Annotated in this window: 16 protein-coding genes and 1 pseudogene; 5 read left to right on the top strand and 12 right to left on the bottom strand. The window is 56.2% G+C overall.

Translation table 11 applies throughout. The features are described from left to right. Positions 1–79: 79 nt before the first annotated feature. The 3 genes from AB0A83_RS13845 to AB0A83_RS13835 form a co-directional block, all read right to left on the bottom strand. Positions 80–580 carry an OmpH family outer membrane protein gene (locus AB0A83_RS13845; RefSeq protein ID WP_150049364.1) on the bottom strand — a complete coding sequence of 167 codons (501 nt, stop codon included), beginning with the start codon at positions 578–580 and terminating at the stop codon, positions 80–82. Between the two features lie 80 nt (positions 581–660). Next, complete coding sequence (gene bamA / locus AB0A83_RS13840; protein WP_150051994.1) at positions 661–2943, bottom strand: outer membrane protein assembly factor BamA; 2283 nt, start codon at positions 2941–2943, stop codon at positions 661–663. Positions 2944–3061: 118 nt separating this feature from the next. Then, positions 3062–3241 carry a hypothetical protein gene (locus AB0A83_RS13835; protein ID WP_367154489.1) on the bottom strand — a complete coding sequence of 60 codons (180 nt, stop codon included), beginning with the start codon at positions 3239–3241 and terminating at the stop codon, positions 3062–3064. A gap of 140 nt (positions 3242–3381) precedes the next feature. On the opposite strand from AB0A83_RS13835, the gene AB0A83_RS13830 reads away from it, so the two are divergent. Beyond that, complete coding sequence (locus AB0A83_RS13830; protein WP_367154488.1) at positions 3382–4341, top strand: GNAT family N-acetyltransferase; 960 nt, start codon at positions 3382–3384, stop codon at positions 4339–4341. 45 nt (positions 4342–4386) lie between these two features. Here the strand turns inward: AB0A83_RS13830 and AB0A83_RS13825 are convergent, their stop codons facing one another. Then, positions 4387–6729, bottom strand: coding sequence for a putative bifunctional diguanylate cyclase/phosphodiesterase (locus AB0A83_RS13825; RefSeq protein WP_367154487.1), 2343 nt, complete (start codon positions 6727–6729; stop codon positions 4387–4389). Between the two features lie 319 nt (positions 6730–7048). On the opposite strand from AB0A83_RS13825, the gene AB0A83_RS13820 reads away from it, so the two are divergent. Both AB0A83_RS13820 and AB0A83_RS13815 read left to right on the top strand, forming a co-directional pair. Next, a complete protein-coding gene (locus AB0A83_RS13820) occupies positions 7049–9583 on the top strand; it encodes an ExeM/NucH family extracellular endonuclease (RefSeq protein ID WP_367154486.1) in 2535 nt (844 codons plus the stop codon). Positions 9584–9620: 37 nt separating this feature from the next. Continuing rightward, positions 9621–10199, top strand: coding sequence for a hypothetical protein (locus AB0A83_RS13815; RefSeq protein ID WP_367154485.1), 579 nt, complete (start codon positions 9621–9623; stop codon positions 10197–10199). A 280-nt stretch (positions 10200–10479) separates the two neighbouring features. On the opposite strand, the gene AB0A83_RS13810 is transcribed toward AB0A83_RS13815, so the two are convergent. The 4 genes from AB0A83_RS13810 to AB0A83_RS13795 all read right to left on the bottom strand — a co-directional run bounded on the left by AB0A83_RS13810 (position 10480) and on the right by AB0A83_RS13795 (position 14271). Continuing rightward, positions 10480–10935 (bottom strand): chromate resistance protein ChrB domain-containing protein, encoded by a 456-nt coding sequence (locus AB0A83_RS13810; RefSeq protein WP_367154484.1) that lies wholly within the window; start codon positions 10933–10935, stop codon positions 10480–10482. Next, a complete protein-coding gene (locus tag AB0A83_RS13805) occupies positions 10932–11696 on the bottom strand; it encodes a Fe-Mn family superoxide dismutase (RefSeq protein ID WP_150049352.1) in 765 nt (254 codons plus the stop codon). The genes AB0A83_RS13810 and AB0A83_RS13805 overlap by 4 nt, the downstream gene beginning before the upstream one ends. 245 nt (positions 11697–11941) lie before the next feature. Beyond that, positions 11942–13333 carry a chromate efflux transporter gene (gene chrA / locus AB0A83_RS13800; protein WP_367154483.1) on the bottom strand — a complete coding sequence of 464 codons (1392 nt, stop codon included), beginning with the start codon at positions 13331–13333 and terminating at the stop codon, positions 11942–11944. Next, positions 13330–14271, bottom strand: a complete 942-nt coding sequence (locus AB0A83_RS13795; protein ID WP_150049348.1) for a chromate resistance protein ChrB domain-containing protein — start codon at positions 14269–14271, stop codon at positions 13330–13332. The genes chrA and AB0A83_RS13795 overlap by 4 nt, the downstream gene beginning before the upstream one ends. Positions 14272–14634: 363 nt before the next feature. Between AB0A83_RS13795 and AB0A83_RS13790 the strand changes: the two genes are divergently transcribed. Next, a complete protein-coding gene (locus AB0A83_RS13790) occupies positions 14635–15846 on the top strand; it encodes a hypothetical protein (RefSeq protein ID WP_367154482.1) in 1212 nt (403 codons plus the stop codon). 343 nt (positions 15847–16189) lie between these two features. Next, entirely contained in the window at positions 16190–19114 is a 2925-nt protein-coding gene (locus tag AB0A83_RS13785) for a hypothetical protein (protein WP_367154481.1), read from the top strand. Between the two features lie 165 nt (positions 19115–19279). Here the strand turns inward: AB0A83_RS13785 and AB0A83_RS13780 are convergent. The 4 genes and pseudogenes from AB0A83_RS13780 to AB0A83_RS13765 form a co-directional block, all read right to left on the bottom strand. Next, positions 19280–20367: pseudogene (locus AB0A83_RS13780) on the bottom strand (IS5 family transposase). Between the two features lie 263 nt (positions 20368–20630). Continuing rightward, a complete protein-coding gene (locus tag AB0A83_RS13775) occupies positions 20631–21179 on the bottom strand; it encodes a D-alanyl-D-alanine carboxypeptidase family protein (protein WP_367154480.1) in 549 nt (182 codons plus the stop codon). A 60-nt stretch (positions 21180–21239) separates the two neighbouring features. Further along, positions 21240–21653 (bottom strand): GFA family protein, encoded by a 414-nt coding sequence (locus AB0A83_RS13770; protein ID WP_150049341.1) that lies wholly within the window; start codon positions 21651–21653, stop codon positions 21240–21242. Positions 21654–21892: 239 nt separating this feature from the next. Further along, positions 21893–23113 carry a potassium/proton antiporter gene (locus tag AB0A83_RS13765; protein ID WP_367154479.1) on the bottom strand — a complete coding sequence of 407 codons (1221 nt, stop codon included), beginning with the start codon at positions 23111–23113 and terminating at the stop codon, positions 21893–21895. Between the last annotated feature and the right edge of the window lie 366 nt (positions 23114–23479).

The following is a 23479-nucleotide window of genomic DNA, read 5'->3' as shown; positions in this document are numbered from 1 at the left end:
ATAGCGAGGATAATGGGCGGAGCAACGGTTCTAGGCGTTGCTCCCGAGTGTAGCAATGGGTTGGAAAAGCTGCTAAGGGTTATTGCGACAAGGTTTCCAACTTTTGTTGAACGCGGCTGGTGACGTCAATTGCATCGTCGGCATAAATCACGCCGTCGGTCAACAGTAAATCGAAAGATTCTTCCTTGGCCAAGGCTCTAACCGCTTCGACGATGCGTTTTTGCAGATTGCCCAATTCTTCGTTGCGGCGCATGTTGAAGTCTTCGCTGAACTCTTGTTGCGCTCTAGCGGCGTCGCGTTTTTTGTCGATGATGTCTTTTTCCAGGCGGCGGCGCTCCTCGTCACCGATGACTTCCGCATCGCGGGTCAATTTTTCTTCCATGCTTTTAATTTCCTTTTGCTGAGATACCAGTGCTTTATCCCTGGGCGAAAATTCGGTTTCCAGACGGGATTTAGCTTTCGCCGCTTGCGGGGCTTTTTCCAATACTTTGGCAACGTTGACAAAGCCGATTTTCAGCTCGGCCTGCGCAATACCCGCCGTTAACATCAGCATTAGAAACAACCAAATTCTATTTTTCATGAGTACAACCATCTCCGGGTTTGTTGGGGTTAGATCAAAAAGCGGTAGCGAATTATAAGGTAAAAACCGGGCGACCTAAACTAAAATCCTGAACCGAAGGTAAACTGGAAGTTTTGTACATTGTCCGTGCTGCTGGAGTTGAAAGGCTGGGCCACGCTGACCGAAATTGCGCCGAAGGGCGATAGCCACTGGCCGGATAATCCGGCTGATAAACGCAAGTTGTCGACCTGCCAGCCTTTGCTGACCGTGCCGGCGTCGAAAAAAGTGCCCAGCCGCACCGATTTGACGTCGCTGAGAAAGGGTACCGGGAAAAACAGTTCCGCCGATCCCAAAAGCTTGCTTGAGCCCCCTAAAGGTCGGGGAATTTGGCCATTGATGGCATTGCCGTTTTTATCTACGCGCGGGGTGTCTTTGGGGCCCAAGGTGTTTTGCCTGAAACCGCGAACCGAGCCGGGGCCGCCGCCAAAATAGTTTTCGAAGAACGGCAGTTCGTCGGTGCTGCCGTAGCCGTCGCCGTAGGCGACTTCGCCTAGCAAACGAAAAGTGAAGTCGCTGGACAGCGGGAAATAATACTGTTGCTTGTAACCGAGTTTGAAATATTCCAAATCGCTGCCGGGTACGGTAGCTAGGGCCGAAATCCGCTGCTGGCCGCCGCGGGTGGCGAATACGGCTTTGTCCAGGGTATCGTGCGACCAACCGATGCCGCCGGACAACGTCAAGAAGCTGTCGCCCTTATCGGCAATGAAATCCGTGACTTCCTGCGGGGAATAAAGGGATTCGGACAGATTGGTGTGTTTTAAATCGATATCGAACCCTAAACTGTCGAATTCGTTCAGCGGTATGCCGAAGTTCATACCGGCATTGGCGATGTCGGTGTTGTAACGGGAAATGTTGGCTTGATAGCCGTTACGCGAGGTATAGCCCAGGTCGTAGCCCAAGCTGACGCCGTCCAATGTATAGTAAGGGTCCCGATAACCCAGGTTGTAGCGCGTCAATATCCGGCTGTTGTTGAAGGCGAAATCGACTTTTTTGCCGGTACCGAAGATGTTGTCCTGGGAGACGTTGGCATTGAAAATAACCCCTTGTACTTGCGAATAACCGACGCCGGCCTGCAGGTTACCGGAGGCTTTTTCCTTTACCGAGTAATTGACGTCGATTTGATCGGCGGCACCCACCACCGGCGGCGTTTCCACCCCGACTTCCTCGAAGTAGCCCAGACGGTCCAGACGAGTTTTGGAGCGCTCGATTTTGCTGCTGGAAGCCCAGCTGGCTTCCATTTGCCGCATTTCCCGGCGAATAACTTCGTCGCGGGTTTTGGTATTGCCTTTGAAATTAATGCGGTGCACGTAAACCCGTTTGCCGGGGTCCACGAAAAAGGTCATCACCACGGTTTTATTGGCTTCGTTGATTTCCGGCACCATGTTGACGTTGGCAAAGGTATAGCCTTCGTCGCCCAGTCGGTCGGAAATCGCCTTGGAGGTTTCGGTGGCGTTTTTGCGCGAGAAGATTTCTCCGGGGCCGACTTTAACCAACTTGATCAATTCTTCCGGCTCGACCACCAGTTCGCCGGACAGTTTGACTTTTTCCAGGCTGTAGACCTCGCCTTCCTTGACGTTGATGGTGATGTAGATTTCCTTTTTATCGGCGGTAATGTCCACTTGGGTGGACTCGATGGAAAAATTGATATAACCCCGGTCGAGATAATAAGAGCGCAGTTTTTCCAAGTCCGCCGAAAGCTTTTGCTTGGAATATTGGTCGTCTTTGGAATAAAACGACAGGAAGTTGGTGGTGCTGAGCTCGAAATCCTTGCGCAGTTCTTCGTTGGCGAAGGCGCGGCTGCCGACGATATTGATCTGCTTGATTTTCGCAACCCGGCCTTCGGAAATGTCGATGTGTATGCCTACCCGGTTGCGGGTGAGCTCGGTTACCTCTGTTTTGATTTTCAGGCCGTATTTGCCGTGGCTGAAATACTGGCGGCGCAGTTCCTGTTCGACTTTATCCAGTACCTGCTTGTTGTATACCTTGCCCTCGGCCAGACCGATTTTTTTCAAGGCTTCTTCCAGATCTTCCTTCTTGATGTCTTTATTGCCCTCGATGACCACTTTGGCGACCGACGGGCGCTCGGCCACGTTGACGACCAGGGTGTTGCCGTCGCGCTCCAAGGTGATGTCTTTGAAAAATCCGGTGTTGAACAAGGCTCTAATCGCGGCGCTTTGCTTCGCCTCCGTGAGCAGTTCGCCCACGCTGACCGGCAGATAGTTGAAAACGGTACCTGCGGAAATTCTTTGTAAGCCCTTAACTTGAATGTCATCGACCACGAAGCCGCCGGCGTATGTCAATTTGCCGGCCGTTAAACTCAACATTAGCAGTGGCAGTAGCGGTTTAATCTTCACTCAAGCGCTCGGAATTGAAAAAATGCGGCGATTGTAACACGTGCCCAAACTAAACCGCCCGGGTTGACATGGTAAAAAAACGTAGCGGCTAAGCGATGTAACCTTGTTGTTTTTTTTCAATAAACTGTAGAAAGTTTTCATAATTCGTCAGCAAAAAATAGCCTAGTCGATTGATTTTATAGCCGCTCGTTCGAACAGACGGAGATGGGGTTTTCGCTTGACCTTTGCCCGGCATGCAATGCGCAAATTTTTCGGCGTTATTTTTCATGCCGCAAATTTCGACAGCGCTCGACGCGTCGCGGTTGTGTTGACGCGCGGAGAGTTCCTGTGCCGATGCTCGCGACTATCGGCGCGTTGGGGAACGGGCCGATCTTACGCTATGCTTGTGCCGGTTGCGGAGTAAAAGTCATGACAATCACCAGCTATTACGTAGAACCTGCCCATTTTCGCGTCGACCGCGACGACATTTTTCGCATCAGGCAACTCGTGTTCGTCGTCGAACAGGGCATTCCCGAGGATTTGGAATTCGACGGCATGGACCCGGATTGCCTGCACGTATTGGCTCGCAGCGATGGCGGGTTGCCGATAGGGACGGGACGCCTGTCGGCTGACGGCAGTATCGGCAGAGTGGCGGTGTTATCCGAGTGGCGCCGGCAGGGAGTGGGGAGCGCGATCGTGCGGGCGTTAATCGACATTGCCCGGCACAGGTGCATCGGACAGGTCAAACTGACGGCCCAGGCAGCCGCGCATCCGCTGTATCGGCGCATGGGGTTTGCGACGACAGGCAACCCGTTCGAAAAAGCCGGAATTTTGCATCAACCGATGTACCTCGATTTGACGCCGCCACCCATGATTCAGCGTCAAACCGCCGAAGCGCGCCCGGCGAGCGTCGAGCCGGAGCGGATGGACGGTATAGACGCAACCTTGACGGCCAGTCTGGCTTTGCTGAACGATACGCGTCGGCGCATTTGCGTCTACAGCCAGGACTTGGAAATCGCCTTGTACGGGCACAAGCCGCTGGTCGAAGCATTTAAGCAGTTCGCGATTCGGCACCGGCATAGCGATATCAGGTTGATCATCCGCGACCCGTCAAGTTTGCGCCATCTGCAACACCCCTTGATCGATTTGGCGCAGCGTTTGTCGTCGCGGTTTTGTCTGCGCACCCCGGTCGAGAGCGAAGATTTACAGTTTCTACCCGCTTACATCGCCAACGACAGCGACGGCTATTGGTTCAGGCCTATCGGCAATCGCTACGAAGGCCACTGGAGTCCCAAGCAAGCCGCGCGTGCCCGCCAATTGCTGGAAGAATTCGACAAGGTGTGGGAAAGATCCCGCGTCTGTAGCGAGTTCAGAGCTTTGAGCTTGTAGTCTTGCCAACGCGTTTTGGCGGTCTCGAACCGTAAAAAGCCAAGCTCAAGAATGACGGGGGCGTTGCCGGTTTGCTTGCGGTTCCGGCAGGGTAGGCACGGGCGGGCGGCACAATGCCGGTATCTGTTCCGCCGGTTGCGGGCGCGCCAAATAATAGCCTTGAAACCGTTTGCACCCTTCGGCTTGCAAAAAGCGTAATTGTGCTTCGGTTTCTATGCCTTCGCAAACCACCGTCAGCTGCAATATGCGCGCTAATTGCATGATGTTGGCGGCAATTTGCCCGTCTATCGGGTGGGTGGGAATTTCGCGGATAAAGGCCTTGTCGATTTTCAGCTCGTCGAACGGCAGTTGACGTAGGCGCGATAATGAGGATTGACCGGTGCCGAAATCGTCCAACGCCACGCCGACACCCATGTCGCGCAGGGTAGTCAACACCTCGCCGGCGTGTTGCTGATATTGGCCTAACGCGCTCTCGGTGACTTCGAATACCAAGCGTTGCGGGGCGATACCGCTTTGCTGCAAGGCGCTTTCGATACCGGCTAACAAACGCGCATCGTGAAATTGCTTGGGCGACAAGTTGATCGATAGCCTTAACCGACAGTCCGTTTCTTGGTCCCAAGCCGCCAATTGGCGGCAAGCGGCTACGGTTACCCATTCGCCGATAGGGACGATCAAGCCGTTGTTCTCCGCGCGCGGAATGAAATCGTCCGGCGGAACCAGTCGGCCGTCGGCTGTGCGCCAGCGTATCAAGGCTTCCACGCCGATGATGCGCAGGTCTGCGTCCGCGGAACCGGCAAAGATAGGTTGGTAATGCAAGACGAATTCCTGCCGGGCTAAGGCACCTTTGAGGTCGGCGTCCAGGCGTAAACGTTGGCGGGCCTGACGGGTGAGGTCTTGGGTATAAAATTGATGGCTGCCGCTGCCGATTTCTTTAGCGCGGTACATGGCCGAGTCGGCATTACGGATCAACGTCATTGCATCGTCGGCGTCTTTGGGGAAAATGCTGATGCCGATACTGGCGCCGACCGCAACCACGTGCCCTTCCCGCAGCTGCACCGGCTGGGAAATCAGCTCGATGATGGTTTGCGCGATGCCGGCGGCCTCGGTATTTTCGCTCAAGCTCTCCATTAACAGCACGAATTCGTCGCCGCCGAGGCGGGCCAGCGTGTCGTCGGCGCGTACCCGTTTTTGCAAACGGCGGGCGATTTTTATCAACAATTCGTCGCCGTAGTAATGGCCCAGGCTGTCGTTGACGTCTTTAAACCGGTCCAAATCGACGAATAGCAGCGCCAGCGCGCCGCCGTTTCGCTTGGCGTGCGCCAATGCGTGTTTTAACCGGTCTTCGAACAGCAAACGGTTAGGCAAGCCGGTTAAAGGATCGTGATAGGCCAAATGTTCGTAGCGCTTTTGGCTTTCCTCGATTAGGCGTTCGGTTTCCAACAGTTTTTCGCTCTCGGACAACAACAAGCTTTGCCGCAGGGTGGACATCAGCAAAATCGCCGCCGTCGTAACCAGCGCGGTGATATTGGCAATCGGCAAGTCAATGTTTTGCACGATGATGACGATCAGCGTGACGCCGGCTATCAATAGCGAACTGCCGGGAATGAAGCGCTGACAGAGACGGTAAAACCTGAGGCGTTCGTTAGCCGCCGTGCATTCCAAATGCCAATCGTAAGCGGAAAATCCCAGCAGCAAGCCGGCCCAGGAAAACAGCACGTTGAGTAGGGAGCCGGCTTCCGGTTCGCCTTGCAGAGCGCGCAAATTCCATTCCATCCAGCTATAACCCAGTAAAGAGAGGCCGCTCACCAATAAGATTAAGGATGTATTGATGCGCAGACACAAAAACGGTATCAGCAGCAAGGCCAAGTTGGCGGCGCTAAGCAAGCCCAAGGGATAAATAATCAGCACGACCAGCTCGCTTAACGCGGTCAACGGAGCGTTGCTCAGGTATAACACCAAGATCAAGCCCAACAGAGCCAAAGTCATTGCCGCCGCATCGAGCTTGACGGCCACCAAGCGGGGGGCGGACAAGTGAATTTTCAGCGCTTGCAACAAGCCGATCGCGTAGCACGGTCCCAGCAGCCAGTAGAAAAAATCGGCAGGGGTCGGCATGCCGCGCCAGCCGAACAGGGCTTGCATGTCCCAAATTAGTTGTCCGACTGCATAGCAGGCCAAACCGCGGCTGAACCAGCGCCGATAGGCGGGCAAATCGGCTTCGGCCTGCCGCTCTCCGCGCCAGGCCAGCAGCCAAGCGGCGCCTATGCTCAGGGTCCAATGCCAGTTATCCAGCACCGGTAGCACATCGTCGTTGACGATAAAAGTCAATACAGTCGCAAGTGCGACGACGCCGACGCTACCGACGGCCAAAATTCGATCGAAAAAAGGCATGGCTCTATTTTGTCCAAGCTGTTTGTTAGTGACCACACTATACCTTGCCGACGGTTTTGTAGGTAATGGCTTACCGTACACTATCGGCGTTCTCGTCGACGCCGGCGCGTAACGTTCATCCGTCACACAGCCGCTTCCCTTATGCCGGCGCATTGCGCACCTAATGCCTTGACGGTTTTCTCCTAACCGTTACGGTTTTGTCACCGCTCTGACTCAATCGACGGGCAGAATCTTGGGCGCATCAACGTTAGGTTTGCGCTAGCTTTCAGCTGCATCGCTAACGCCACCACTCGACAATTCGGTATGGAGAAGAACGGTTATGTTCTCGAACATTAGGTTGAGCCCGGTCCTGATCGTAGCGGCTAGCGGTCTCATCGGCATGGAGGCCGCCCAGGCGGCGGCGCCGGTATTTATCAACGAGATTCACTACGACAACAGCGGCACCGACATTGGCGAAGCGATAGAAATCGTAGGTCCCGCAGGTACCGATTTGCATGGTTGGCGGTTGGTGTTGTACAACGGCAACGGCGGTGCGGCTTACGATACTCGCTTGTTAACGGGCGGCATTGCCGACCAATCCGGCAACGGTTACGGGACGTTAAGTGTTTCGTATCCGAGCAACGGCATTCAAAACGGTGCGGCGGACGGCGTGGCTTTGATCGATGCGGACAATCGCGTCGTACAGTTTTTAAGTTACGAAGGCAGTTTTATCGCTAGCGACGGACCGGCCGCCGGCATCAGCGCCAGCGACATCGGGGTGGCGGAATCTTCCGGCACGGCGAGCGGCCTGTCGTTACAACTGTCCGGCAGCGGTAGCCATTACGAAGATTTTGTTTGGCAAAGCGAACAAGCGGCCAGCTTTGGCGCTATCAATTCGGGCCAGCAATTCGGCGATATTGGCGGCGGCGGTTCCGGCTCGTTGTGCGGGCAGGCGGCCGTTTCGATCGGCGACATTCAAGGCAGCGGCGGCTATAGCCCGTTGGCAGGCAGCGTGCAACATGTGGAAGCCTTGGTGACCGCCGGTTTTCAGGGAACGGCTCAGTTAGGCGGTTTTTTTGTGCAACAAGCCGGCAACCCGGTTAATTCCGCCCAATCCCAAGGCTTGTTCGTGCAATCCGGTTTTCCGGTCGAGGCGGGCGATCTCGTCCATCTGGTCGGTACGGTAGCCGAGACTTTCGGCATGACCCGCTTGCAAAACCTTAGTGCGGCCGAGGTGTGTAGCCATGCTAACGCCTTGCCGGAGCCGGTGCCGCTTAGTTTGCCGTTCGATGGTGCCGACAACGATCCCGAGCGGCGGGAAGGCATGTTGATCACGTTGCCGCAAACGCTTACCGTCACTGAAAATTACGATTTGGCCCGCTACGGCGAGTTCGTCTTGTCCGCTGGCGGGCGTTTAATCACGCCGACGCAGATTGCCGCTCCCGGCGAAGCGGCAGCCGATTTGGCTGCGCAAAACGCTTTGAACCGTTTGACGGTCGACGACGGCTCGAATGATCAGAATCCCGAGCCTGTGGTTTATCCCCAGCCGGACGGCTTGAGTGCCGCCAACAGCTTGCGTAGCGGCGATACCGTCAGCGGCGCTACCGGTATTTTGGCTTACGATTTCGGCGAGTTTCGGCTACAGCCGACCGAGGCGCTTGTCTCGTTAGCGCAAAACGCCCGCACGGCTAAGCCCGAACGCAACGGGCGGGGCAGCTTAACCGTCGCTAGCTTCAACGTATTGAATTTTTTCAACGGCGACGGTCAGGGCGGCGGTTTTCCGACTGCGCGCGGGGCCGATAGCGCCGCAGAACTCGCCAGACAAAAAGCCAAAATCGTGGCGGCGTTGAACGCATTAGACGCCGATGTCGTCGGTTTGATGGAGTTGGAAAACGACGGCTATTCGGCAAGCAGCGCGATAGCCGAGTTAGTGGCCGGCTTGAATCAGGCGGCGGGGCGCGATAAATACCGATTTATCGATCCGGGCCTTAGCCGGATTGGCAGCGACGAAATTACGGTCGGCCTGATTTATCGGGCCGACAAAGTGTCCGTGTCGGGACCGGCGGTGGTGCTGGACAGCCGGGTCGATCCCGATTTCTTGGATGCCAAGAACCGCCCGGCCTTGGCGCAGACCTTTTTGGACCGCGCTTCCAACAAATCCGTCACCGTCTCCGTAAACCATTTCAAATCCAAAGGTTCGGCGTGCGACGATGTCAACGACCCGGATACCGGCGACGGTCAAGGCAATTGCAATCTGACCCGGCTAGCGGCGGCCGGGGCGTTGGCCCGATGGTTAGCCAACGATCCGACCGGAATGTCGGCGGCTAACGTGTTGATTGTCGGCGATTTGAATGCCTACGCCCAGGAAGACCCCATCACCGAGCTGAAGCGGGCCGGTTATCACAACCTATTGGAAGAAAATCCGGGCAACCGGCCGGCTTATAGCTATGTATTCGACGCCGCATCCGGTTATCTGGATCATGTCTTGGCCAATCCGCAGCTCCGGGGGCAAATTCAAGACCTTGGCGAATGGCATATCAATGCCGACGAGCCGCGGGCTTTGGACTACAACAGCGAGTTTAAATCCGCCGGGCAAATCGACGCTTTCTATGCCGCCGATCCTTATCGGTCGTCCGATCACGATCCTTTATTCGTCGCCATGTTCGTACCGGGCGATTTGGATAACGACGGCGATGCGGATTTCGACGATGCGCTGGCCATGCGCAAGCAAATCGGTCAATGCGTCGGCAGGCCCGGCCTGGGCTACAACCCGGAAGCCGACTACGATGCAAGCGGTTGCGTGAGTTACGCCGATTACCGGGTTTGGTACGGCCATTACGCACGTTATCAGGCGAATGCCGGCCGGACCGATTGACTGCAACAATTTACTTTCTCTCGAATAGGATGTTGATATGAATGCGTTACGTGTGTGTTTATTGTTGTTTGCCGGAATGTTTCTGAGCGTAAACCCCATCCCGGCAGCGGCGAATTTCGGTTTTTCGTTGCAGCCGTCGGTCACCGATATTCGAGTGGGCGACGCGTTCGATCTGGATCTGGTTTTGCACGACGCCTTCTCGCTAGCGGCGGACGACGAATTATTGGCGTTCGGTTTGAACGCGCAAATTTTGGACGGTGCCGGCTTGATTTTGTTAGGCAGCAGCGTGAATCCGCTGTTTTTCGACGATACCGGCTTACTCGACTTGGATGCGGCGGGTTCGGCATTTCCCGGCATCGCGATTTCGGACGATTTCCCAGGCGATTTCACGCTGGCGAGTTTGCATTTTCAAGCCTTGCAGGCCGGGGCGGTGACGGTGGAAATCCTCTCGAATCTAAGCACCGGTTTCGAAGGCGTGTATTTTATGGCTAACGCGCCGGTAGCCATAGAGGTGCGGCAGCAAGTAAGCGTTTCCAACTTACCGCTGCCGACGGCGGCCTGGTTGTTTCTGTTCGGCTTGGTGTCGCTGTTGTCCGGGATGCGTAAAAGGCTGTGACAGGTGGGCAACGCTAACCGGTAATTTTTTTGCGCCATAACGATCATGAAGGCTTGGCAATTGTCTCGGCAAATGAAAGTCGACAAGGTTCTGTCGTTAGTCTTTCGAGCGCCTGCCGCGTGACTTTCAGAGTAGTAGGTTGCCGGGGTTGATGCCGGCAACCATAACCTTCAGTCCTTGCCGGTCGGTTTGCATCCAATGATCTCAGGCGTGCAATAGGTGCCGATACCAGCAAGCTTGGCGTTAACATTCGATCGATCATTCACCAACCCCGTATCGATTAAACCGGGTCTGGCGGCCAGTTGTGCGTTTCGGCCCGGCAATGCCGGCACCAAGCGTACAGCGCATCGTAGATGACCATGCCGTGCTTGAGCATTTCCGAATCCTCTTCGAAAACCTGCGATAGCCCCAGCGAAATGGCATACAAACCGGACGATTGCGGTGTCAAATCCAGTCTGGAGGTGTCCGCCCCGCGCACAATGGCGGCTAATTGGTTTAAGGCCGGATCGTCGAGTTGATAGTGGTTTAAAAAGGCGTCGAAACTGCATAGCTCGCCAACATGACTGAGTGCCGCGCCCGGGACGTCGTAAGCTATGGCGCCGGTTTGCTCGGCAAGTTGCAACACCTGGCCGCCGGGTACGTAAAGAAATTCGGGGTCGGCATCGATGAATCGGGCAATCAGCCACGGGCAGGCAATCCGGTCGATTTTGGGCCGTTCGCGGGTGATCCATTTCATCGTAAACCGCCCGTCAACCAGAGCGGCCGAAGCTGCAATGCTTTTTCCAGCCGCGCCGCGACTGTTTCCCAATGGATGTTGCGCACGAAGGCGTCAACGTAGGTGCTTGCCGCCGCGCCGTAGTCCATCTGATAAGAGTGCTCGTACATGTCCATAACCAGGATGGGCAACGTGGCGATGGGCGCATGCAGGTGGTCCCACTGCCAGTAATTTTCCAGCAGACCGGTGTGCAAATTCAAACCCAGGGTTACCCAGCCGGAGCCGCCGCCGAGTCCCGCGCCCATTCGCTTGAATTCCTTTTCCCACGCTTCGAACGAACCGAACGCAGTGGCCAGCAATTTGCGTAGCGGTTCGTCGGGTTTACCACTGCCGCCCAGGTTGCCGAAATAGTGCTCGTGCAAGACCACGGAGCCGGTACGCATCAGCTGCTCGCGCTTGAGGTCGTTGTAGATGTACGGCGGCAGGTTGGTATCGGCTTGCCACTCGGCGAGTTTCAATTTCACCGCGTTCAAGGCTTTCACGGAGCCCCCATAGTTGTTTTCCCAGTGAGAACGGATCAGTTTTTCGGACAGACCATCCAGCTTGGCGGCATCGAACGGCAAGGGCTTGGGGTCGTGGCCGGCTGCGAATGCCGAGAGAAAGGCAATGGTCGTCAAGGTTTCCTCGTTTGTATTGGCAAGTAGTTGACCGGGGGTTATCGTCGCCAGGGCGACGCCAGTGGCAGCCGTGGCGAGAAAGTCTCTGCGGGATGAATCGGACATAGCGGTCTCCTTGCGTGGTTGGGACAAATAGAACGATATTTTCACCAGGCTTTCAACCAAGACCGGATGGCCTGGAGCTTGCGAACCACCGTGCCGCGGCAGCTAGGGCTTTGAGTCGGTTGAGTTCGGCGCGTTTGCCGGAGTCTGCAACGGGATGGGCGTAGTCGGCGAAAGCCTGGGTTGCAGCATCATGATGCGGTTTTAACCGGTTAATGCCGATAGCTTGTATCCAAAAAGTCGCGAGCTCATAACATAACCCCATTCAGGGCCAGCCAGATTTTGCCGAAATGCCAGACTAGCCCCGCGCCGCCGCAGGCCAGAATCACCGGAATCACGTTCACTTTGTAACGGAACAGCGCCCAAAAAGCGCACAGACTGATCAGCGCGGAAACGCCGTCGAAACGGCCCTCGAAGCCTTGCGGCCAGAACACGTGCCAAGCGAAAAACACCGCCAGATTCAGAATCACGCCCACCACGGCGGCGGTGATGCCGGTCAAGGGCGCGGTAAATTTCAAATTGCCGTGGGTCGATTCTACGATAGGGCCGCCGGCCAGAATGAACAGAAAGCTGGGCAGGAAGGTGAAATAGGTGACCAGCGTGGCAGCCACCGCACCGGCCAACAGCAATTGCTCCGAGCCGAACACTTGCTGGCTCCAACCGGCCACAAAGCCGACGAAGGTGACTACCATGATCAACGGACCGGGCGTGGTTTCGCCCAGGGCCAAGCCGTCTATCATTTGCTGCGGCGTCAGCCAGTGAAAGTGCTCGACCGCGCCTTGATAGACGTAGGGCAAAACCGCGTAAGCGCCGCCGAAGGTCAACAAGGCCGCCTTGGTGAAAAACCAGCCCATTTGCGTCAGCGCACCGTTCCAGCCGTATTCGGCGCATAGCCAGCCGATGACGGCGGCCCATAAAGCCAACCCAACGACAATGACTTTGATTAAACCCGACCAGGAAAATAAGGCATGGGACGGTGTCGGCGTATCGTCGTCCATCAACGCCGGGCCGTAACTCCGTTCGGACGCGCCGTGTCCGCCGCCCAAGGCAAATTTGTCCGGTAGCCATTTGCCGCCCAAGCCACCCAAAATACCGGCCAGCAATACAATCAATGGGAACGGCGCATGCAGTAAAAAAATGGCTGAAAACGCCAGGGCCGCCATCGTCCACAATACGCTATTTTTCAAGGCCCGCGAACCGATGCGGTAGGCGGCAAACAACACAATGGCCGTCACCGCCGGTTTAATTCCGTACAACACGCCGGCTACCGCCGCGACGTGGCCGTAGGCCAGATACAACCAGCTCAAACCGATCAAAATCAACAAAGACGGCAGCACAAACAAGCCGCCGGCGACGATGCCGCCGAGGTTGCGGTGCATCAGCCAGCCGATATAGGCAGCCAATTGTTGGGCTTCCGGCCCCGGCAACACCATGCAGTAGTTCAAGGCATGCAGAAAACGTTGTTCCGACAACCAGCGCCGTCTTTCCACCAGTTCCTGGTGCATGATGGCGATTTGCCCGGCCGGGCCGCCGAAGCTGATAAAGCCGAGTTTCAGCCAAAAGCGAAAGGCTTGCCAAAAACCCACGGGGGCGGGCCGTGGTTGCGCGCCGTTTGTAGTGGTGTGGGCGGAGGGTGTCATGGGCTATTTGCTCCCTTGGTAAAAGTCGTCAGTAAACTGTCGAAAACCGCACCGGCAGCCTCCAGCAGCCGATCGTCGTCTTGGAGGGTGTCGCGCAAGCCGGCCAACACGCATTCGATGCCAATCGCTTCGGGCGGCTGCACGCCGCCTACGTCCAAAAAATGAATCAATCCGCCCAAGCGTTTCAGGGCCGGCGTTTCCAAGCCGAAGCCGGCCAGCAACACTTCGAAACTGACACGGGCGCCGACGTGGCTAAAGCGGGCGCCGTCGAAATCGAAACCGATAGCATCCCGGGGACAATCGGCGGGCGAAGTCAACCAAAGCAAACGGGCTTGCGGGTCGATATAGCGGCGAATCAGCCAGGCGCAAGCCAGCCTATCCACCCAAGGCCTTTGCCGCGTCGCCCAGGTTTTGCCTTGGAAATCGCCGATTGATAACGCGGCAATCGAGCCTTCAAGCGGATGAGGTTCGTCGGCTGACAAACTACGCGCTATTGCTAATTCCAGTTCATGCAAAGCGGTTTCGGCTTGCCGGCCGGCTTCGCCGGGAAAGAAATCTATGGCGGTCAGACTGGTCATGGCTTTACGCAGTTTGCGTGCTTGTTTGAGTTGATCATGGGCGTGATCAACGCTTATTTCGCTAAACAGCTTGGCAATGTCGGCGCATAAAACTGCGTAATCTTCGCTACGGTCAAATAGGCCGGCAAAATTGCCGCCATCCGCTTCGCCCGTCCGTAATAGGAAGGCAGTGCCGCCGGATGCTCTGACCTCAATAGCCAAATTTTCCAAGGTCTCCGGGCAGCCATCCCGATTCGGCAGCAAATAAACGCCGTCACGCAACACCGCCGCGCCCGAGGCTTTCAAGGCGCGCCAAATCCGCATCCGAGCGGTTGCGTTCTCGGTCGGCAGGCTTGTTATCAATATACACCAATAGTTCATGTAAGTAATTCTACGAATTTGTAGGAAGTATTTCAAATTAATGAGCAGGGTATTGGGTGATTTTGGATTGACTGTTACCGTTGCTATCGTCGGAACGGCCGACTCAATCGATGAGATGGTTAAATGGATTTGGCGGCACGTCAGCCGATTTAAGTCTGACTGCGTTTGCGGTTAAACTGAGCCCGAGAATATCAACTGGAAGTTTGTTCGGTTGCTAACGCGCGTCGTTGCAGCGATGATTTGTGTATCAGCTCGGCATCCGCATCCGTCCGTAGTTTCAATGGCTACACCTTATGTCAAAGCGAGGCGGATATGCCGTCATGCAAAACCTCATTCCGCGTGCTTTTGACCGTGTTGACTCTGATGGACTCCAGCAGACCGGTCGAGGCTCGCTGGGGGGCGAGACCGATGGCCGAGCGTTACCGGCCGCAGCGCGCTTGGTTGGCGAATTTCGCGGCCACGGCGGACGTGACGGCGACCGGTTCCATCGCCGGCGCACTGGAGCAATGCAACCAAAAAGTCGGCAGAAAAGGCTATTGCGTGGTCGAAATCGCAGGAGCGGTAAGTGACATTCCGGCGGAAATTACCCGCTCTCGCACCAAATTGCGCGGTGCTATCGGCATGACGCCGTTGACGAGCGCGCAAAACGGCGCTTTTTTGTACATCGGCAATCAGCGCAAAGAAATCGTCGTGCAAGATTTGGAATTTCAAGGCCATCAGGCCGGAAGCGAGGATATCTACGCAGTGATTATCGAGGGCAATAATCTGAACAGGATTGCCGTCACCGGCAATACCATACATGATTTCGCCAGCCATCAGGACGCCCACGGCATCGCGGTATACGGCAGCGGAAGCAAAGGGATACGCGACGTGATCATCGAAGGCAACCGCGTGTACCACATGCAAACCGGTTCCAGCGAGAGCATTGCGGTGAACGGCAATGTACAGCGCTGGTCGGTTGCCGACAATCGTATCGAACTAGTCAACAATATCGCGATAGCGGCAATCGGCGGCGAACGAACATTGCCCAGCGCGGTGCGATTGCCTCATCCTTTGGACGCCGCCCGTTACGGCTTCATCGAAAACAATCGGGTGCAAAACGTCTCTACCTTGAATAATCCGGCTTACGACCATCAGGAAACTTGGGCGGCCGGCATTTATGTGGACGGCGCCCGCCATATCCAAGTTAGCGGGAACGATGTCGAGAACGCGCCGTGGGCTTACGAGGTCGGCGCGGAGAATTGCGTCGTTGCCCGCCACGTGACGTTACAACACAATGTTGCAAGCGGCAGCCGATTCGGCGATTTGCTTTTGGGCGGTTACGCCGAACAAGGATTTCGTAGCAATAAGCGCATAGACTGCGATACGGTCGATGCCGAGGAAGGCCACGGCTACCTGGACTATTTGACGGTCGAGAATAACACCTTCGAATCTGCGGATACCGAACAGGAGGTGGTGACGCTGCAATATCGCATCCGTCATGCGTTGGTGATTGCGCCCGGAGTGCACCCCGAAAATGCTGCCGGCAACGGTTCGGCCAAAGGCGACGCCAATGCGGTGAGAGTCAGCCGATAAGCCGGGTATGCCGGCTAACGATTATGAAGCCGCTGCATTGCCCTTGCCGATGAAAACCATCGATAGTAGGAGCGACGCGAGTCGCGATTCAAAAGGCCATTCGCGACGAAGACGCTGCTGCTTGATGATTTTCAGAGCAAGGTTGTGACGGCGTATAGTCGAGGATTAGACCTAGGGCCTAGGAAACTAACCTGCCAAGTCTGTGCATTTGCGAGTCAACCCATCATAATACCGTCTTCAGGGTTGCGGCTCGGATTCCGCCGGTCAACTGCGGACGCGGCCCGGTTCATGCCGGCGCAGGTAATAATGCGCTATCGGTGACTATTCAACGAGAATCAAATACATGACGGCAGGTTACTTTACACGCGGGTTACTCTTGTTTTGCGTTTCGGCGCTGCATTCGGCCTGGGCGTCGGCCCCCGGGACCTTGGATAGCAGTTTCGGCGACAAAGGTAAATTGACGACGGCCGTCGGCAAGGATTATGCGATTGCCAATGCCGTCTTGCAGCAAGAGAACGATAAATTGCTGGTAGCCGGCGTTAGCCGCGACGAGTCCGGCGACGACTTAATGCTGGTTAGGGTCAACAACGACGGCAGCCTGGATACCACCTTCAATAAAACCGGCAAACTGGCGCTGGATATTGGGCCCGGCGACGATATTGGCAATGCCTTATGGGTGCAAAACGACAAGCGCGTGGTGGTCGCCGGCAGCAGTTTTCAGGGTAGCAACGACGATTTCGTGCTGGTGCGGCTGACGCCGGCCGGAGCGGCGGACAATAGCTTTTCCGGCGACGGGGTAGTGATAACCCCTATCGGCAGTGCCAACGACGGCGCCTATGCCTTGCTGCAACAAAAGAACGGTTTATTGGTCGCCGGCGGTTATACCGAGACCGCCAGTGCAGGTTACGATTTCGCGTTGGTGCGTTACACGGCGGCCGGCGAATTGGACAAAAGTTTCGATAGCGACGGCATAGTCAGCAGCGACTTTGCCGGTAAAGACGACGTAGCCTACGCCTTGGTCGGCCAAGCGGACGGTAAACTAGTGGCGGCTGGTTACAGCAATAATGGCAGCCGCGATAGCTTCGCCCTGGCGCGCTACAACAGCAACGGCAGCTTGGATGCTACATTCGGTACGGCGGGTAAAGTCGTCACCACTTTTCGCGGCAACGGCGACCGGGCCTATGCGCTGATTCGCCAAACCGACGGTAAATGGGTTGCGGTCGGCTCCTCCGGCAACGGTAATGACGACGACGTCGCGCTGGCGCGTTACGGCGGCAATGGTCAGCCGGACACTAGCTTCGGCAACGGCGGCAAAGTGGTGACGGCGGTCGGCAGCGGCAACGAAGCGGCTTACGCAGTGATACAGCAATTCGACGGTAAGTTGTTGGTGGCGGGTTATACCGAGAAAGGCAACGGCAACGTGGATTTTTTGCTGGTGCGCTACAACGCCAACGGCAGTCTGGACAGCAGTTTCGGCAGCGGCGGCAAACTGACTACCAGCTTCGGTGCCGGCCAGGATAAAGCCTTGGCGGCCATTGCCCAAAGCAACGGCTCGCTGGTGTTGGCCGGGTTTGCGGAAAGCGGTACTAAAAAGGTGGCGATGGCCCGTTATCTGTTCGACGACGACGACGGCGACGGCATCCTGGACGATGCGGACAATTGCCCGCTGACCGGCAACCCCGAGCAGGAAAATCACGATAGCGACGCCGACGGCGATGCGTGCGACGAAGACGACGATAACGACGGCGTTAACGACGCGGACGACAAATTTCCGCTCGATCCCAGCGAATCCAAAGATAACGACGGCGACGGCATCGGCGATAACGCCGATACCGACGACGACAACGACGGCATTCCCGATGTCGACGATCCTTATCCGACCGACCCCTATTTGTTGGTGCGCGCGGACGGGAGTAAAAGCGGCGACCTACTCGGTTATGCGGTAGCCAATGCCGGCGATCTCGACCAAGACGGCTATGACGACGTGATTATCGGCGTGCCGCGTTGCGATCGAAAATTAGCCGGCAAACCGCGCGCCGCCGGCAACGTCGGTTGCGTATCGGTGTATTCCGGTAAAACGGCGCAGGCATTGTCGGAACTCGTTTGGGTAGGTGCCGCGGCCGGCGACGAATTCGGGATTGCCGTGGCCGGCGGCGCCGATTTCGACAAAGACGGCATTTCCGATGTCGTTGTGGGTGCGCACAAAGCGGATACTACCGATTCCGCGACCGGCAAGCGCTTGAAAGACGCCGGTGCGGTACTGGTCTATTCCGGCGCGGACGGTCGACTATTGTTCCGGATTGACGGCGAGGGTAAAGGAGACCGCTTCGGTGCCGCCTTAACCTTGTTGGCCGATGCCGACGGCGATAGCTACCCGGATTTGTTGATAGGCGCTTGGCGAGCAGATCCCGCCGATGCCGCAAGCGGTAAAAAATTGCTCGATGCCGGTGCGGCCTACGTGTATTCCGGCCGCAACCAAGCATTGCTACATAAATTCAGCGGCGAATCCAAGGGCGATGGCTTCGGTGCGGCGGTGGCCGGCGCCGATATCGACAACGACGGTGCCGGCGATGCCATCGTCGGCGCCTATCGCTACGACAAGCCGGTAGCGGGCAAACGCAAGAAACTGGCTAACGCCGGCGCGGCATATCTGTTCACGGCCGCTGCTTGGCAGCAGGCGTTTAAAATCGAAGGCAGCCACGCGGGCGACCGCTTCGCTTATGCGCTCGCCGGTTTTGCCGATGTCAACGGCGACGGGAACGCCGAGTTTCTGGTCGGCGCGCCGGGGGAAAATGCAAGCATCGAAGGCAGTACGCGAGTCGTCAAGCACGCCGGCAGCGCCACGCTCTATTCCGGTGCGAGCGGCGATGCCATCGCAAAAACCAACGATAGCGATCCGCAAGCCGAGGCCATGTTCGGGAGTGCGCTAACCGCCATGGGCGACATAGACGGCGACGGTCTCAGTGATTTCGCGGTCGGTGCTTTCGGCTACGACGCGAGCAAAAATGAGGTGAAGTTAAGCAATGCCGGTAAAATCGCCTTGCATAGCGGCGCGGACGGCAAGTCATTTTTCAGCCTGAGCGGACGCAACAAGGGGGATAACTTCGGTTTCGCGTTGGCCGGCGGCGGTGACCAAAACAACGACGGTGTAGCGGATTTGATCGTCGGCGGCTACAAGACCGATCCTGTGCAAACCGGCGGCGAACAACCGGTGAAAAATGCCGGTTCGGTCGACGTGGTATCGGGGGATGCCGGTAAATCGGACTAACAGGGTGTTGAAATTTGCCTATATGCCTTCGGCTTCAAAACCATTTTTTGGTTTTGTTGGGCTTCTGGAAGCCCGATCACACCTCAAAAACCGGTTTTAGCCGGTTATATTCGCCCCGAAGGGCGTTAAATTCCGCCTTTTGGCGGATTTCAGGCGCACCACCGCCTAGGCGGTACTGTATCGCCAGCCGAAAATGGTACCCATGCGCGTCAGGTTATAGGCGGCAAAGGTAAAAATCGTTTGCGCGGCGACCTTCTTTAACCCCGGAACTTGGTTTGGCGTAGCGGGCCGACCGTCTTGGCCCAACCGAAGACTTCTTCGATCCGCTTGCGGACGTTGAGGCTTTTCCGGTAACCCTCATGCCGTGTGGTACGTCCGTCGATGGCCGAACCTTTTTCCTTGCTGGCGACATGCGGCGTGACTTTGCGCTGGCGTAACTTGGCGACAAAATCCTGCGTATCGTAATTTTTGTCGGCGGCCAAGGTCGCGCCCGGTTTGTGGATCGTGCGTTTGACCATGGCGTGAGCCGCCTCGCGTTCTGCGGTGCCGGTGGCCTGGGTGACTTCGACGTCGACGACCAAGCCATTACGGTTCTCCATCAAGGCATGACCGAGGAAAGCCAGCTGAGACTTGTCGCCCTCGCTCTTTTTGTACAACCGGGCATCGGGATCGGTGCGTGATGCGTGGGTTTCGTTACTGCGTTTCTCGCCCTTGAAGTTGACCGTGGGATTGCGGCCGCCGTCTTCCGGCGGCGGGGTCGAGCCGTCTTTTTTGACGAAACTTTTGTGCGAGGCCCAAGCTTGAATCAGCGTGCCGTCCACCGAGAAATGCTCGTCAGAGATCAGCTGTTTCCACTCCGCCAAGGCCAGTACCCGTTCGAAAAACAAACGACTGATCCGTTCGTTGAGCAAACGGTCGCGGTTGGCGCTGAAGGTCGAGTGATCCCACACCTCGTCATCCATCGTCAAGCCGACAAACCAGCGGTACAAGAGGTTGAAGTCGATATGCTCCACCAGTTGCCGTTCCGAACGGATGGAAAATAGCACTTGCAACAAACTGGCGCGCAACAAGCGTTCCGGCGGAATGGAATCTCGACCGCGACGAGCGTAGAGCGCGTCGAACTCGTCGTTTAGCGTGGCGAGCAACAAGTCGACCACTTGACGCAGCTTGCGCAATGGGTGCTTCTTCGGAATCCGGCTTTCCAGGGTTCGGTAACTGAACAGTGGTTCTTGGGTGATGTCGGCGCCGCGCATGGGGTCAATGCAATAGATTGGAGATAGAACTATTTTATCATTTAGAACAATACTTTATGATTTACCAACACATCTGATTCAACCAGCCAATGCGGGTTACAGGGGAGATAAAATCAACAGCCTGCTAACGGTTGTTCAGGTGGTCGGCAGAAGCCTCATGCGAAGTGCGCACTCGGCTGACGCAATTCGTCATAATTCGGCAGGTAGGTGCCGAGGTGCGTACCGCATCGCTCGTGTTGAGAGATTGATGCGGCTCACTGTGTTCAGCTACCAGCTTTGCCAAAGCCGGACTCGCCGTAACACCAATGCCAGGGTTCGTAGACATATCCGAACGGATTGTTTTCGGGAAACGATAGGGTAAAACCGAAATTGGCGGCGTGCTTGACCAGCCATTCGAACGCATGGGTAGTGTCGAATTCGGCGTCCAACGGCCGCACGGTTCCGGTAGCGACGTCTATCGCCCGGCCGGTGTGATGCTCGCTGCAGCCCGGCGGGGCGAGTATTCGCAAGACGGCGTCCAGCGTTTGTTTGCCGGCCAATTTGGCGGCGATCAATTGCACTTGCCGTTCGACGCTGCGATAGGCCGACACGATGTGGATTTCGGCGCCGTCCGCCGATGCGGCAGCTTTCATGCGCTTCCACGCCGCGGCGGCGGCCGGAGTGAGTAGAAACTCCCTGCCGTCGGGTGAGCGTTCGGCCGTTTTCAATTCCATCGCTTCTGCGAATAGCGGCAGACGTCTGCGTTCTATCTCGGCTTCAGACAGGCCGATCTGCTGCCAATAGTGTCTGTATTTTTCCGTCAGTGCGTGCATGGCTATGGTTGGCGGGCAAACGGTCAAAGGCTGATAGGCGAATCGGGCGGCGTGTGATGGTTACGCGGGATATTCGGCATAACGCGGCAATGTATCGCCGTCGCAGGACCATGCGGCGCGCGAGTTCCAAAAGATGCGCGCTTGCGGCAGGATGGGGCTGGCGTCATCCAGAGAACCGGCCGGGATCAGCACGGCGTCCAGTTCCGGTACGACTCTGGCGACAGCGCAGCCGCATTCGCTGCAAAACTGCCTGGCGAAGCGAATCGCGTCCGGAACTTTGTAGCGTTTTAATAACTTTTCGCCGCTGACGAAGTGCAGTTTTGCGTGACCGAAAAACAAATTGCTGGCGTGGCCGGCACCGCTTGCCTTGCGGCAACGTTGGCAATGGCAATGATAAAAACGCTGCGGCTCCCCGCTGACTTGGTATCGGACGGCACCGCACAAGCAGCTGCCGTTCAGAGTAATTGCGGACATGATCATGCTCCTTTTTCAATTCGGTTGGGGTGAACAGTGCGTTGGCCGATCCGGGGCAAAGTTGCATCCGCGATCGAAAAATCATCATGGGCAATACGGCCGGCCGTTAGACGGGTTTATTTCGTTTGCATGGCTGCTTTCGCGCCTCTCCGGAGTGCCTCCACTATGCCTATTGTGCGCCGGCCGCAGGTTAATAAGTAACTGGTTACGGCAGGTAACTCCGGAATCAAGCCGGATCGCTATTTTTTGTCAGCCAAGCCGAGCCAACGCGCGAACGCGGCTAGCGAAAATCCTTGAACCAAAACCGACATCACCACGATGAAGCTGACGACGACAAAGATTTCCCCGCCTTCTTGCAAACCCACGGCCAGCGGAAAGGTGGCCAGCACGATAGGCACCGAACCTCGCAAGCCGACCCAGGACACTAACAGTTTTTCTTTGAAAGGCATTTTTGTCCAGAACAGGCTGATAAACACGCTAAGCGGGCGGGCCACGAACATCAAAAACAGGCTGATGACCACGGCAACCGCTGCGAGTGCGGAAAGTTCGGCTTGATAAGGGACCGACAACATGCCCAAAGTCAAAAACATGATGATCTGCATCAGCCAGGCAAAACTGTCGTGAAAAGCGCATATATAGTGCTGATGCACGATCTCTCGATTGCCCGCCACGATGCCGGCGACGTAAACCGCCAGGAAACCATTGCCTTTCAAAAAAGTAGCGCCGCTGTAGGTCAACAAAACCAGGGCGATTGAGGCTATCGCATATAGGCCGGCATGGCTGAGTCCCATGCGGTTCAACAACCACACCATGAAACGGCCGGCCAAATACCCAAGACCTATGCCGACGCCGAGTTGTAGTATCAAAAACAGACCGCCATGCAACCAGGAGGTATGACCGCCGGATAAAAAGCCGAGCAGCGTCACGGTCAATAAAACGGCCATAGGATCGTTACTGCTCGACTCCAGCTCCAACAACGGCTGCAGTTTGCCTTTCAATGCGATACGGCTGGAGCGCAATACCGAAAAGACGGCTGCTGCATCAGTGGACGATACGATAGCGGATAACAACAGGCCCTCGGGGAGGCTGATGCCGTGGACGCCAAGCGAAAACGTACTGAACGAACCGAGAATAAACCAGGCAAAGCTGCCTAACAGCAACATGGTGATGAAAACGCCGACGGTGGAAAGACACAAGCCTTGCCAAAGCACGGGGCGAATATTGGCCCAACGAGAATCCTGGCCGCCGGCAAACAAAATGAAGATCAGTGCAAAGTCGCCGATAAATTTGGCCACCTCGGGATTGTTGAGCCAAAAACCGCCGAACCGGCCGATTAACCACCCGGTCAACAGAAAAAACAACAGCGAAGGTATGCCTACGCGGCTGGCTAATTTACTGGAAAATACGCTGACCAGTAACAAAATGGCGCCAGCTAGGCTGACTAATTCAATTGACGGCATCCTGCGTTTACTTTGATTTAAAAATGAGTAGTCTACGAAAAACATGACATGTTTTTTTGTTTATGAACCGCGCAGCTTTCCTTTTTAGGCGGACGCCGGTGTACTTTACTGCACCGGACAGGCGGTTTTCTCGGTAATCACCCGGGTCTTGCCGCTAGCGGCCCAGGTCGGCACAGCAAGGGGCGGTCGATGGGTTTTCACGGCGGAGAGTGATTGCGGGAAACACCTATTGCCAAATCCATTCTCCGGCCGCATTGGGGTATTTGCGTTTCAAGGCATGGGACAACTAAACGGCACTGCCTCCTTGAGTCAGATCGGAAGCATGCCATTCCTTGACCTTACTCAAATGCGCCTGCAGGGTAGGCG

The organism is Methylomonas sp. HYX-M1 (assembly GCF_040741385.1).
Lineage (GTDB): Bacteria > Pseudomonadota > Gammaproteobacteria > Methylococcales > Methylomonadaceae > Methylomonas > Methylomonas rhizoryzae.
This window is presented reverse-complemented; position numbering and strand designations above follow the sequence as displayed.

Coding starts and splice junctions, on each gene's coding strand:
- AB0A83_RS13790 (WP_367154482.1), top strand. CDS start 14,635: ATGGACTCCAGCAGACCGGTCGAGGCTCGCTGGGGGGCGAGACCGATG.
- AB0A83_RS13795 (WP_150049348.1), bottom strand. CDS start 14,271: ATGAACTATTGGTGTATATTGATAACAAGCCTGCCGACCGAGAACGCA.
- AB0A83_RS13785 (WP_367154481.1), top strand. CDS start 16,190: ATGACGGCAGGTTACTTTACACGCGGGTTACTCTTGTTTTGCGTTTCG.
- AB0A83_RS13815 (WP_367154485.1), top strand. CDS start 9,621: ATGAATGCGTTACGTGTGTGTTTATTGTTGTTTGCCGGAATGTTTCTG.
- AB0A83_RS13830 (WP_367154488.1), top strand. CDS start 3,382: ATGACAATCACCAGCTATTACGTAGAACCTGCCCATTTTCGCGTCGAC.
- AB0A83_RS13845 (WP_150049364.1), bottom strand. CDS start 580: ATGAAAAATAGAATTTGGTTGTTTCTAATGCTGATGTTAACGGCGGGT.
- AB0A83_RS13820 (WP_367154486.1), top strand. CDS start 7,049: ATGTTCTCGAACATTAGGTTGAGCCCGGTCCTGATCGTAGCGGCTAGC.
- AB0A83_RS13765 (WP_367154479.1), bottom strand. CDS start 23,113: ATGCCGTCAATTGAATTAGTCAGCCTAGCTGGCGCCATTTTGTTACTG.
- AB0A83_RS13835 (WP_367154489.1), bottom strand. CDS start 3,241: ATGAAAAATAACGCCGAAAAATTTGCGCATTGCATGCCGGGCAAAGGT.
- AB0A83_RS13775 (WP_367154480.1), bottom strand. CDS start 21,179: ATGCACGCACTGACGGAAAAATACAGACACTATTGGCAGCAGATCGGC.
- AB0A83_RS13810 (WP_367154484.1), bottom strand. CDS start 10,935: ATGAAATGGATCACCCGCGAACGGCCCAAAATCGACCGGATTGCCTGC.
- AB0A83_RS13805 (WP_150049352.1), bottom strand. CDS start 11,696: ATGTCCGATTCATCCCGCAGAGACTTTCTCGCCACGGCTGCCACTGGC.
- AB0A83_RS13770 (WP_150049341.1), bottom strand. CDS start 21,653: ATGTCCGCAATTACTCTGAACGGCAGCTGCTTGTGCGGTGCCGTCCGA.
- AB0A83_RS13825 (WP_367154487.1), bottom strand. CDS start 6,729: ATGCCTTTTTTCGATCGAATTTTGGCCGTCGGTAGCGTCGGCGTCGTC.
- chrA (WP_367154483.1), bottom strand. CDS start 13,333: ATGACACCCTCCGCCCACACCACTACAAACGGCGCGCAACCACGGCCC.
- bamA (WP_150051994.1), bottom strand. CDS start 2,943: ATGTTGAGTTTAACGGCCGGCAAATTGACATACGCCGGCGGCTTCGTG.